The 11,854-nt window shown below is 61.3% G+C and carries 9 protein-coding genes and 2 tRNA genes; 7 read left to right on the top strand and 4 right to left on the bottom strand.

Annotated elements, in window-relative coordinates; genetic code table 11:
- Window positions 1–2 precede the first annotated feature (2 nt).
- The 7 genes from hfq (at window position 3) to C5F70_RS22020 (ending at window position 8,601) form a co-directional block, all read left to right on the top strand.
- On the top strand, window positions 3–263 hold the full coding sequence (hfq, locus tag C5F70_RS22050) for an RNA chaperone Hfq (RefSeq protein WP_017849756.1): 261 nt from the start codon (window positions 3–5) through the stop codon (window positions 261–263).
- A 12-nt stretch (window positions 264–275) separates the two neighbouring features.
- Entirely contained in the window at window positions 276–1,577 is a 1,302-nt protein-coding gene (hflX, locus tag C5F70_RS22045; protein WP_046384903.1) for a ribosome rescue GTPase HflX, read from the top strand.
- Between the two features lie 96 nt (window positions 1,578–1,673).
- Window positions 1,674–2,849, top strand: coding sequence for an FtsH protease activity modulator HflK (hflK, locus tag C5F70_RS22040; RefSeq protein ID WP_017849754.1), 1,176 nt, complete (start codon window positions 1,674–1,676; stop codon window positions 2,847–2,849).
- Window positions 2,849–3,715 (top strand): protease modulator HflC, encoded by an 867-nt coding sequence (hflC, locus tag C5F70_RS22035; protein WP_017849753.1) that lies wholly within the window; start codon window positions 2,849–2,851, stop codon window positions 3,713–3,715. The genes hflK and hflC overlap by 1 nt, the downstream gene beginning before the upstream one ends.
- Before the next feature lie 280 nt (window positions 3,716–3,995).
- The gene (locus tag C5F70_RS22030; protein WP_017849752.1) at window positions 3,996–5,183 is read left to right on the top strand and encodes an ATP phosphoribosyltransferase regulatory subunit; all 1,188 of its coding nucleotides are present in this window, start codon (window positions 3,996–3,998) and stop codon (window positions 5,181–5,183) included.
- 54 nt (window positions 5,184–5,237) lie between these two features.
- The gene (locus tag C5F70_RS22025; RefSeq protein ID WP_017849751.1) at window positions 5,238–6,527 is read left to right on the top strand and encodes an adenylosuccinate synthase; all 1,290 of its coding nucleotides are present in this window, start codon (window positions 5,238–5,240) and stop codon (window positions 6,525–6,527) included.
- Window positions 6,528–6,666: 139 nt separating this feature from the next.
- Complete coding sequence (locus C5F70_RS22020; RefSeq protein WP_026140382.1) at window positions 6,667–8,601, top strand: methyl-accepting chemotaxis protein; 1,935 nt, start codon at window positions 6,667–6,669, stop codon at window positions 8,599–8,601.
- Window positions 8,602–8,709: 108 nt separating this feature from the next.
- Here C5F70_RS22020 and C5F70_RS22015 read toward each other — a convergent pair whose 3' ends face one another.
- From C5F70_RS22015 to C5F70_RS22000, 4 genes are all read right to left on the bottom strand, one after another.
- Window positions 8,710–10,275 carry an iron ABC transporter permease gene (locus C5F70_RS22015; protein ID WP_104904049.1) on the bottom strand — a complete coding sequence of 522 codons (1,566 nt, stop codon included), beginning with the start codon at window positions 10,273–10,275 and terminating at the stop codon, window positions 8,710–8,712.
- Entirely contained in the window at window positions 10,275–11,300 is a 1,026-nt protein-coding gene (locus C5F70_RS22010; protein ID WP_104904048.1) for an extracellular solute-binding protein, read from the bottom strand. Before C5F70_RS22010 ends, C5F70_RS22015 begins: the two co-directional genes overlap by 1 nt.
- A 144-nt stretch (window positions 11,301–11,444) precedes the next feature.
- Window positions 11,445–11,531, bottom strand: a tRNA-Leu gene (locus C5F70_RS22005).
- A gap of 176 nt (window positions 11,532–11,707) precedes the next feature.
- Window positions 11,708–11,794: transfer RNA gene (locus C5F70_RS22000), tRNA-Leu, on the bottom strand.
- Between the last annotated feature and the right edge of the window lie 60 nt (window positions 11,795–11,854).

The raw sequence follows: 11,854 nt of genomic DNA, 5'->3' as shown, positions 1-11,854 counted from the left end.
ACATGTCAAAAGGGCATTCGCTACAAGACCCTTACTTGAATACTTTACGTAAAGAGAAAGTGGGGGTTTCCATCTACCTGGTCAACGGTATCAAACTGCAAGGTACGATCGAATCGTTCGACCAGTTCGTTATCCTGCTGAAAAACACCGTCAGCCAAATGGTTTACAAGCACGCTATCTCGACAGTCGTTCCCGTCCGTCCAATCCGTCTGCCTAGCGCGACTGATGGCGAACAGGGTGACGCTGAGCCAGGTAACGCCTGATAGGAGTCTCCTTTGTTCTTTGAGCGCCACGGTGGTGGTGAGCGAGTGATCCTCGTTCACTTGGATGGACAGGACCCTGAGGCGCGCGAAGATCCGCAGGAGTTTCAGGAGTTGGCTAATTCGGCCGGCGCCGAGACCGTTGCGTTTTTTAACGTGCCGCGTCATCGGCCAACCGCCAAATACCTGATTGGCAGCGGCAAGGTCGAGGAACTGCGCGACCTGGTCCATGCCGAACAGGCCGATCTGGTGATCTTCAATCACATCCTCACGCCCAGTCAGGAACGTAACCTCGAACGTGTTTTCGAGTGTCGCGTGATCGACCGTACCGGCCTGATTCTCGATATTTTCGCCCAACGCGCGCGTACCCATGAGGGCAAGCTCCAGGTTGAACTGGCCCAGCTTGACCACATGAGCACCCGGCTGGTGCGCGGCTGGACTCACCTTGAGCGTCAGGGTGGCGGTATCGGCATGCGTGGCCCGGGCGAGACCCAGCTGGAAACCGACCGGCGACTGTTGCGGGTTCGCCTGCGTCAGATCAAGGGCCGGCTGGAAAAAGTCCGCAGCCAGCGCGAACAATCGCGACGTGGCCGCAGCCGTGCGGATATCCCGACCGTTTCCCTGGTGGGTTACACCAACGCCGGCAAGTCCACGCTGTTCAACAACTTGACCAAGTCGGACGTGTACGCGGCCGACCAACTGTTCGCGACCCTCGACCCGACCCTTCGCCGCCTGGAACTGGCCGACCTGGGGCCGATCGTGCTGGCCGACACCGTGGGCTTCATTCGGCACTTGCCGCACAAGCTGGTCGAGGCGTTTCGGTCTACGCTCGAAGAGTCGAGCAACTCCGACCTGCTGTTGCACGTGATCGATGCGGCTGAGCCGGATCGCATGTTGCAGATTGAACAGGTGATGGTGGTGCTGGGCGAGATTGGTGCCCAGGACTTGCCCATCCTCGAGGTCTATAACAAACTCGATTTGCTTGAAGGCGTTGAGCCACAAATTCAGCGCGACGAGGACGGCAAGCCCCAGCGGGTCTGGCTGTCGGCGCGTGATGGCCGGGGCCTGGACTTGCTCGAGCAAGCGATTGCCGAGTTGCTCGGCAACGATTTGTTCGTCGGCACCTTGCGCTTGCCTCAGCGTTTTGCTCGACTGCGTGCACAGTTTTTCGAGCTGGGCGCGGTACAGAAAGAAGAACACGATGAAGATGGCGTCAGCTTGCTGGCCGTTCGATTGCCGCGCTCGGAGCTGAATCGGCTGGTCAGTCGCGAAGGCGTTGTACCGACAGAGTTCATCGAGCAACACACTTTGCAATAAAAGCCTGAGAAAGCGGTTGTGCCGCAGTAGCAGGCATTCTGTAGCATTGGTCGGCGCGCCGTGGGTGCGTCTTTGCTTTATCAGATGGAGAGCGCTATGGCTTGGAATGAGCCGGGTGGCAACTCGAATAATCAGGATCCTTGGGGTGGTAAGCGCCGCAATAATGGCGACCGCAAGGGGCCGCCGGATCTCGACGAGGCCTTCCGAAAGCTGCAGGAAAGCCTGAATGGGTTGTTCGGTGGTGGAAAAAAACGCGGTGGTGACGATGGCGGTCGCACAAGCAAGGGCGGCGGCTATGGCCTGCTGGGCCTTGGGCTTGTCGTGCTCGCGGCCGTGTGGCTGTACAGCGCGGTCTACGTGGTGGATGAGCAGGAGCAAGCCGTGGTGCTGCGCTTCGGCAAATACTACGAGACTGTCGGCCCGGGCCTGAACATCTACTTCCCGCCGATCGACAAGAAGTACATGGAGAACGTCACGCGTGAGCGTGCCTACACCAAGCAGGGCCAGATGCTGACCGAAGACGAGAACATCGTCGAAGTGCCGCTGACCGTGCAGTACAAGATCAGCAACCTGCAGGACTTCGTGCTGAACGTCGATCAACCTGAGATCAGTCTGCAACAGGCGACTGAGAGCGCCCTGCGCCACGTGGTGGGTTCCACCGCGATGGATCAGGTGCTCACCGAGGGTCGTGAATTGATGGCCAGCGAGATCAAGGAGCGCCTGCAACGGTTCCTCGACACCTATCGCACTGGTATCACCGTCACCCAGGTCAACATACAGAGCGCAGCGGCACCGCGCGAAGTGCAGGAAGCCTTCGATGACGTGATCCGCGCCCGTGAAGACGAGCAGCGTTCGCGCAACCAGGCTGAAACCTACGCCAACGGCGTCGTGCCGGAAGCCCGTGGTCAGGCCCAGCGCATCCTTGAAGATGCCAACGGTTACCGCGATGAAGTGGTCTCCCGCGCCAAGGGTGAGGCGGATCGCTTTACCAAGCTGGTCGCCGAGTACCGCAAGGCACCGGAAGTCACGCGTGAGCGTCTGTACCTGGACACCATGCAGGAAGTCTTCAGCAATACCAGCAAGGTTCTCGTGACCGGCGGCAAGGGTGGGCAGAACAACCTGCTGTACCTGCCCTTGGACAAGATGATCGAAGGTGGACGTAGTGGCGCCAGCGCACCGGCCACCGGTTCGAATGCCGCTGCCAACGAAGCGAGCGCCCGTGCGGCCGCTGACTTGCTGCAACAGCAAACACGTACCAGGGAGAGTCGTTGATGAGCAATAAATCGCTGACCGCCCTGATTGTGGGCGTCGTCGTGGTCATCGCTGCCTGGAACTGCTTCTACATCGTCGCTCAGACCGAGCGTGCGGTGCTGCTGCAATTCGGTCGCGTGGTCCAGGCAGACGTCCAGCCGGGCCTGCATGTGAAAGTCCCCTACGTCAACCAGGTGCGCAAGTTCGACGCGCGCCTGATGACCCTGGATGCACCGACACAGCGTTTCCTGACCCTGGAAAAGAAAGCCGTGATGGTTGACGCCTACGCCAAGTGGCGCGTCAAGGATGCCGAGCGCTTCTACACCGCGACCTCCGGCCTCAAGCAGATTGCCGACGAGCGCTTGTCGCGTCGTCTGGAATCGGGCCTGCGTGACCAGTTCGGTAAACGCACCCTGCACGAGGTGGTGTCCGGTGAGCGTGATGCGCTGATGGCGGATATCACCCGTTCGTTGAATACGATGGCGGAAAAAGAGCTGGGGATCGAAGTTGTCGATGTCCGGGTCAAGGCCATCGATCTGCCGAAGGAAGTGAACCGCAGCGTGTTCGAGCGCATGAGCACCGAGCGTGAGCGTGAAGCGCGTGAGCACCGCGCCAAAGGTAACGAACTGGCCGAGGGTATCCGTGCGGATGCCGACCGTCAGCGTCGCGTACTGCTGGCCGAGGCCTATCGCGAGTCTGAAGAGGCGCGTGGTGACGGTGATGCGCAAGCCGCGTCGATCTACGCCAAAGCCTACGGCCAGGACCAGGAGTTCTACGCGTTCTACCGTAGCCTGCGTGCCTACCGTGAAAGCTTTGCGAACAAAACCGACGTCATGGTGCTGGACCCGAGCAGCGACTTCTTCCGCTACCTGGAAAAGTCCAAGTAACTCATTGTTCACTCCCGTCGGGCGGCTAAAACGCCTGGCGGGGTGATCCTTTGAGAAAACGGGTGTATGATGCGGCAGCCGGGAAATTCCCGGCTTTTTTGCGTCTGCATGTTTGATTCGGCAGGCGCGACAGATTTTTCGAGGAAAGTGCCCGACGAGGCCGTTTGCAGGCCGTTCGTCACGTCGCTCTTGCGCGTGGTTTATGCCGGGGGCAGGCATTTTCTGCTTCACTCAAGGCTCGGCCGAGGGCTGGCCGCCCGGATCATAGGGGAATGGCGTAATGGCAACGGTAGACCGCTGGCTGCTGCCAGATGGCATCGAAGAAGTACTGCCACCAGAAGCTGCGCGCATTGAAGTAGCGCGTCGCCAGGTGTTGGATCTGTTCCAGAGCTGGGGTTACGAGTTTGTCGTGACCCCGCATATCGAGTACCTGGAATCCCTGCTGACCGGCGCGGGCCAGGACCTCGATCTGCGCACGTTCAAGGTCATTGACCCGCAATCGGGCCGGCAAATGGGGTTCCGTGCCGACATCACGCCGCAAGTGGCGCGCATTGATGCACACACCCTGCGTCGCGAAGGCCCGAGCCGCCTGTGCTATGCCGGCAGCGTGCTGCATGCAAAGCCGCGGGCGTTGTCGTCGTCGCGCAGCCCGATCCAGTTGGGCGCCGAGTTGTATGGCGATGCCAGCCCGAGCAGCGACGTGGAAGTCATCAGCCTGATGCTGGCCATGCTGCAACTGGCTGACGTGCCGGATGTCCACATGGATCTGGGCCACGTCGGTATCTACCGTGGCCTGGCGCGTGCGGCCGGTTTGTCCGGTGAAGTGGAGCAACAGCTGTTCGATGCCCTGCAGCGCAAGGCAATCGATGAAGTCGTCGCCTTGACCGAAGGCGTGCCGGCCGAACTGGCTGACATGCTGCGTGCGCTGGTGAACCTGTGCGGCGGCCGCGAAGTCCTGGACGCTGCCCGTGAGCGCCTGGCCAATGCGCCGGCGCCAGTATTGGCGGCACTGGATGACGTGCTGGCGATTGCCGCGCAGTTGTCGGCGCGGTTCCCGCAACTGCCGCTGTATTTCGACCTGGGCGAGTTGCGCGGTTACCACTACCACACCGGTGTGGTGTTCGCTGTGTTTGTGCCGGGTGTTGGCCAGGCCATCGCTCAGGGCGGTCGTTATGACGATATCGGCGCCGACTTCGGTCGTGCGCGTCCGGCCACCGGCTTTTCCACCGATTTGAAAACCCTGGTGACCCTGGGGCGTGCTGAGGTCGAGCTGCCGTCTGGTGGCATCTGGATGCCCGACAGTACGGACGCAGCACTCTGGCAGCAGGTTTGTCAGTTGCGCGGTGAGGGTCAGCGTGTCGTCCAGGCGTTGCCTGGGCAGCCATTGGCTGCCGCCCGTGAAGCGGACTGCGACCGGCAATTGATTCTGCAGAACGGGCTTTGGCAAGTATCGCCACTGGCTTCTTGAGTTTTCCTGCCGGCCATCGCCGGCACCAAGTTTGCGCGAATGAGGACAAGTGTTATGGGTAAGAATGTCGTAGTCCTGGGCACCCAATGGGGTGATGAGGGCAAAGGCAAGATCGTTGATCTGCTGACCGAACATGCTGCCGCCGTAGTGCGCTACCAAGGTGGCCACAACGCTGGCCACACCCTGGTCATCGATGGCGAAAAAACCGTCTTGCACCTGATCCCGTCGGGCGTCCTGCGCGAAGGCGTGCAGTGCCTGATCGGCAACGGCGTGGTGGTTGCACCCGACGCCCTGATGCGGGAAATCACCAAGCTGGAAGAGAAAGGCGTACCGGTGCGCGAGCGCCTGCGTATCAGCCCGGCCTGCCCGCTGATCCTGTCCTTCCACGTCGCGCTGGACCAGGCTCGTGAAAAGGCCCGTGGCGAGCTGAAGATCGGTACTACCGGTCGCGGTATCGGCCCAGCCTACGAAGACAAGGTTGCGCGTCGTGGCCTGCGTGTTGGCGACCTGCTCAACATGCCGCGCTTTGAAGACAAACTGCGTGAGTTGGTGGATTACCACAACTTCATGCTGGTGGGTTACTACAAAGAGCCAGCCATCGAATTCGACAAGACCCTGGCCGAATGCAAGGAATACGCTGAGCTGCTCAAGCCGCTGATGCTGGACGTGACGGCCGAGCTGCACGACCTGCGTCGCGCTGGCAAAGACATCATGTTCGAGGGCGCCCAAGGTTCGTTGCTGGACATCGACCACGGTACCTACCCCTACGTGACCAGCTCTAACACCACCGCTGGCGGCGTCGCTACCGGTTCGGGTGTTGGCCCGATGTTCCTGGACTACATCCTGGGCATCACCAAGGCTTACACCACGCGGGTCGGTTCGGGTCCATTCCCGACTGAACTGTTCGACGAAGTGGGCGCGCACCTGGCTAAACAAGGTCACGAGTTTGGCGCGACTACTGGCCGTGCTCGTCGTTGTGGCTGGTTCGATGCCGTTATCCTGCGTCGCGCTATCGATGTGAACAGCATCTCGGGTATCTGCCTGACCAAGCTGGACGTACTCGACGGTCTGGAAACCATCAACATCTGTGTCGGCTACAAAGATGCAGAAGGTAAGGTCGTTGCCCCGACTGACGCTGACAGCTACGTAGGTCTGCAGCCGGTGTACGAAGAAGTACCGGGCTGGGTCGAATCGACCGTGGGTGCCAAGACCCTGGAAGAGCTGCCCGCCAACGCTCGTGCTTACATCAAGCGCGTTGAAGAGCTGATCGGCGCACCGATCGACATTATTTCGACGGGCCCGGACCGCAACGAGACCATCGTTCTGCGTCACCCGTTCGCTTAATAAGCTGTTGATGTAAAACGCAAAGGGCTCCTCAGGGAGCCCTTTTTCGTTTAAGTTCGCCAAACGGCACGACCCTTGCTGTATTTCCTTCTTTCGCGGTGCTATCAAATTAATGGCACCCGTGGTGGAGGGATTCCCGATGTCTGCCGTTCTCTCATTGTTACAAAGTCGTCTGTTGCGGCCGGTGTTCGTTACCCTAGGTATCGCTCTTTTGGTGCAAGTGCTGGTGGCGGTCGCTCTTACTCGGAGCACAGTCACGGCGCTGGAAGCTGATTTGGGCAATCGCCTGGGGGTCGACAGTCAGAAACTGTCCGGCGAATTGGCCCAGGCCGGCAAGGAAGTCACATCCAGCCTGGACAGCTTGTCCAGCAGTACCCGTCAGCGTCTGACCGCTGGGCTTTCTGCGCGCCTGCAGGAAGAGCAGAAGCAACTGCGTGCGACCCTGGAAAAAGACCTGCAAGACTCCGCTAACGACATGGCGCAACTGCTGGCCTCCGTGGCGCCTCGCGCCATGTGGGACAACGATGTGCCGACGCTGTCGGAGTTCGCCCGGCGGGCCCAGCGCAATCCCAACGTGTTGTTCGTGGTTTACGACGACGCCGCCGGTGAGCATCTGACCCGCTATCTGAACCGGGAAAACCCGATCAACCAGGCGCTGCTGGAAAAGGGCAAGGGCGACCGCGCCCTGGATAAAGTGCTGGACGCCGCCAAGGCGGACTCTTCCGTGTACTACGTCGAAGCGTCCATCAGCCCCAACGGTGTCGAGATCGGCAAGGTTCGCATGGGGGTCTCGACCGCGTCGGTGGAAGCCAACCTGCAGGCGCTGGATAAGCGCTTTGCGACACTGATCGCCAGCGGCGATCAGTTGGTGGGCGATAGCCTCAAAGGTGCGGCGGCCGATAGCGCGGCCGCCATGGGCGCGAGGTTGCAGTCGGCGCAGGCGACCGCCACCCAGATGACCGCCAACACCACCAATGCCGTGCAGGACGCGGCGGGCACCTTGCGCTGGCGCATCGGTATGGGGCTCGCGGCGGTCGGCTTCGGTGTGCTGCTGTTGATCGCGGTGGTGCTCGGGCGGCGGGTGGTCAATCGCCTGAAACTGTTGATCGCGGCCATGGATGATCTGGCGGCGGGCGAGGGCGACCTGACCAAGCGTGTGCAGATCAACAGCAAAGATGAGATCGGCGACATGGCGTCGGCGGTCAATCGCTTTGTGGATAAGTTGCAGCCCATCGTGCGCGAGGCCGGCGATGTGGCGCAGCGTACCGGTGTGGAAATCGGCGCGATGACCTTGCGCAATGCCGGCGCCGATGCGGCTGCCGGTTTGCAGCGCGACGAAGTGGCCGAGAGCCTGCGCGCGCTGTCGCAGATGGCGGATGAGGCGCAGGCCGAAAGCCATGCGATGCAGGCCGCGCTGCAGCAGGTGGTGGATATACGCCAGGCCACGGATGAAAACTCACGCACTTCGGCTGAAGTCGGCAGCTTGATCGAAGCGCTGGCGGGCCAGGTGCAGGCCGGTTCCAAGGTCATCGAGCGCCTCGCCGCGCAAAGCGAGCAGATCGAAGTGGTATTGACGGTGATCCATGGCATCGCCGAGCAGACCAACCTGCTGGCGCTCAACGCGGCCATCGAAGCGGCGCGTGCCGGTGAGACCGGGCGTGGCTTTGCGGTGGTGGCGGACGAGGTGCGTGCGCTGGCGAGTAAAACCCAAAGCTCCACCGGCGATATCCAGGCACATATCGTGGCGTTGCAGCAGGGCGCGCGCGAGGCCGTCGAAACCATTGGCAAGGCCGGGCGCCAGGCCAACGAAGGCTTGCTGGTGCTGCGCGACAGTGTGCGCTTGCAGCAGACGGTGCAGGCCTCGGTGGAGCAGGTGCATGCGGCGATTGGCCTGGCCACTCGTGCGGCCGAGCATCAGGCCCAGGGCGCGCATGCAGTGCGTGGGCGGGTCGAGGTGATCCATGCCCAGGCCGAGCGTGCCGCACAGGCTGTGGTGGAAACCACGGCCAGCGGCAAGGTGCTGGATGGCTTGGCGGCGCAGTTGAAGGCGAGCCTGGGGCAGTTCCGGGCTTAGTGTGGTCTGTGCCGTCGCTATCGGGAGCAAGCTCCCTCCCACATTCGACTGCATTCCAAAGCTGGAACCCAGTCAACTGTGGGAGGGGGCTTGCCCCCGATAGCTGTTTCAGCGACTCAGATACATCCGCGTCGTGAGCAAATAAACCGGCAACCCCGACACCAGAATCAACAACGCCGCATACGGCGCCGCCGCCGCGAATTCGATATTCGAGGTGTGCGCCCACACCGCCGTCGCCAGGGTATTCAGCCCGGTCGGGCTGAGCAGTAATGTCGCGGTCAATTCCTTCATCGCATCGAGAAACACCAGCGCGAATGCCGCCCCCAAAGCCGGGAAAATAATCGGCAGGGTCACTCGGCAAAAGGCACTGAACGACGACGCACCCAACGTGCGTGCAGCCTCTTCCAACTGCGGTGCCGCCTTGTTCAAGGCTGTCCGGATCGGCGCCTGGGCCAGCGGCAGAAACAGCAGCGCATAGGCAATCAACAGCAGTGCCGACGTCTGGTACAGCGCCGGCACGTAGTGCAAGGCGAAGTACACCAGCGTCAGCGCAATCACCAGGCCGGGCAGGGCGTGCAGCAAGTACGGCAGGCGCTCGGCCCAGAGCGCCAGCGGGCCTTTGTAGCGCACCACCAGCAACCCCACCGGCACCGCGAGTGCCAGGCACAGTGCCGCGCCGCCCAGCGACAGCGCCAGGGAGGACAGCAGCGCCTCACCAATCTCGGCCACCGGGAACGCGGCCGACGAGCCCACCGCCAGCCAATAGCCGAGCATCCCCAGCGGAATGCCGCTGCCGATGATCGCCAACGCCAGGCAATACAGCTGCCCCAATGGCGCCCACTTGCCCAGTCGGATCTGTTCCGCATGCCGCGCCGCGCCCTGGCCGATCCGCACATGTCGGCCCTTGCCGCGCACGCGCAGTTCCAGCCACAGCAGTGTCAGGCACATTGCCAGCAACACCGCCGACAGCATCGCTGCATTGGCGTTGCTGAATTCCAGTTCGAATTGCTGATAGATCGCTGTAGTAAAGGTCTGCAGGCCGATGATCGACAGCGCACCGAATTCCACCAGCATATGCAGCGCGATCAACAATGCGCCGGCCAACAGCGACGGCCACAGCAAGGGCAGGGTGATGCGCCGGAACACGCCCCAGCGATTCAGCCCCAGGGTGCGCGCGGACTCTTCGAGGGAGGGGTCGAGATTGCGCAGGGTCGCCGCCACCGGCAGAAACACCAGCGGGTATTTCGACAGGGTCATCACCAGGATCGCCCCGCCGAGCCCTTCGAAGTTAGCGCTCAGCGACACCCAGGTGAAGCCGCTGACAAACGCCGGCACCGCAAACGGCAGGCACAGGATCACGCCCCAGAGACGGCGCCCCGGCAGGTTGCTGCGCTCCAGCAGCCAGGCGAGGGATAGGCCGATCACGCCGCACGCCAGCGTCACCCCGACCATCAGCGCCAGGGTGTTGCGCAGCAGCCCGAACACATACGGGCGCCACAGCAGATGCACGGCCTCCGCCCAGCCGGCTTGCCAGGCCTTGAGCCCGACATACGCCAGCGGCAACAGGCTCAAGCCCACCAGGAACAGCACAGGCAGCAACAGCCAGATCGACGGGCGCTTGCGTCGCGGGCTGTAGCCCCCGTGCAGGGCGGGAGCGCGGAGCGATGGGTTCATCAGTTCAGGCCAACGTCACGTTCCAGGTCCAGGGCTTCTTGCGCGTTACCCAGGTCGGCGGGGGTGACTTTCGGCGGTTGCAGCTCGCTGAACGGCTTCAGGCCGCGACTGGACTCCATGCCCTTGCGCAGCGGGTATTCGGCCGAGGTGTTGGTGATTACGCGCTGGCCTTCTTCGCTGACCATGAACGCCAGCAGTTGCTGGGCTTCTTGCGGGTGCTTGCTGGATTTTAGTGCGGCAGCGGAAGACACGGTGATCAGGCCGCCGGCATCGCCGTTGGTGAAGTAGTGCAGTTGCGAGTCCAGGTTGGTTTTTTCCTTCTTCAGGGCAAACCAGTAGTAGTTGTTCACCAGCACGCTGGCGATTTCGCCGTTTTCCACGGCTTTGAGGGCGACCATATTGTTGCTGTACACCTTGCCGAAGGCGCGCAGGCCGGTCAGCCATTCTTCGGCGGCTTCGCGACCGTGCAGCTTGATGATCGCCACGGCTTGCTCCTGGAACGCGCCGCTGGTGGGCACGAAGCCGACCTTGCCTTGCCATTCGGGGCGGGCGAAATCCAGTACCGACTTGGGCAGGTCTTTCTCGGCAATCAGTTTCGGGTTGAAGGCCACGACGCGGGTGCGCGCGGTCACGCCCATCCAGTCACCCTGGCTGCCGATGTAATCCTTGGGCAATACCTCGAGGGTGCCGGCGTCGATTTTCGCCAGCAGGCCTTGCTCGCCGAGTTTGTTCAACGGCGGCGATTCTTCGGTGTAGATCACATCGGCCGGGGAGCGCGCGCCTTCTTCGACGACCTGGCTGGCCAGCTGGTTGCTGCTGCCTTTGCGCACGTTGACGTGAATGCCGGTCTTGGCTTCGAAGGCTTTGGCGAGTTCATCGCCGACTTCTTTGTGTTGGCCGTTGTACAGGGTCAGGGCAACCTTGTCGGCGCAATAGGCTGTGGGCGAGAGCAGGGTCAGGCTGAGCAGAGTGAGGCTAAGGCCACGCAGAAGGGATGTCTTGAGATGGGTGCCACGGATCATCATCCGGAAGTTTCCTCGCTTGAGTGCAACAAATCGTTGCAAGGATAAACGATAAAGCTTCTCAAGTGCGGATGAAGGAGAAATCCATGGGGCGGTTTTCATACCCCAGAAACGAAAAAACCCGCTTTCGCGGGTTTGATCTGAATTTGGTGCCCAGGAGAAGACTCGAACTTCCACGACCTTGCGATCACCAGCACCTGAAGCTGGCGTGTCTACCAATTTCACCACCTGGGCATTATCAAGCAACGTTGCCGCTGTTGATGGAGCGAACTATACGGAGCGCTTTTTGATCTGTAAACCCCTGATTCGAAAATATAAATCAGTTTTTCGTTAAGAATCAAAGGACTGTAACGCAAAAACCCGCTTTCGCGGGTTTCTGGATAACTCAAGGCTGACCTCGAGTTTTGAATTGGTGCCCAGAAGAAGACTCGAACTTCCACGACCTTGCGGTCACCAGCACCTGAAGCTGGCGTGTCTACCAATTTCACCATCTGGGCAGTATCTTCAACGTTGCCGTCGTCGATGGCGCGCACTATACGGAGTGGCTTTTGAACTGT

Source organism: Pseudomonas sp. LH1G9 (assembly GCF_002949975.1).
Classification (GTDB): domain Bacteria; phylum Pseudomonadota; class Gammaproteobacteria; order Pseudomonadales; family Pseudomonadaceae; genus Aquipseudomonas; species Aquipseudomonas veronii.
Note: the sequence above shows the minus strand (reverse complement) of the source record. Positions and strands in the feature narration are given on the sequence as shown.

Bases quoted from the DNA above. Each gene is read 5' to 3' on its own strand.
- hfq (WP_017849756.1), top strand. From the start codon at position 3: ATGTCAAAAGGGCATTCGCTACAAGACCCTTACTTGAATACTTTACGT.
- hflK (WP_017849754.1), top strand. From the start codon at position 1,674: ATGGCTTGGAATGAGCCGGGTGGCAACTCGAATAATCAGGATCCTTGG.
- hflC (WP_017849753.1), top strand. From the start codon at position 2,849: ATGAGCAATAAATCGCTGACCGCCCTGATTGTGGGCGTCGTCGTGGTC.
- C5F70_RS22030 (WP_017849752.1), top strand. From the start codon at position 3,996: ATGGCAACGGTAGACCGCTGGCTGCTGCCAGATGGCATCGAAGAAGTA.
- C5F70_RS22025 (WP_017849751.1), top strand. From the start codon at position 5,238: ATGGGTAAGAATGTCGTAGTCCTGGGCACCCAATGGGGTGATGAGGGC.
- C5F70_RS22020 (WP_026140382.1), top strand. From the start codon at position 6,667: ATGTCTGCCGTTCTCTCATTGTTACAAAGTCGTCTGTTGCGGCCGGTG.
- C5F70_RS22015 (WP_104904049.1), bottom strand. From the start codon at position 10,275: ATGAACCCATCGCTCCGCGCTCCCGCCCTGCACGGGGGCTACAGCCCG.
- C5F70_RS22010 (WP_104904048.1), bottom strand. From the start codon at position 11,300: ATGATGATCCGTGGCACCCATCTCAAGACATCCCTTCTGCGTGGCCTT.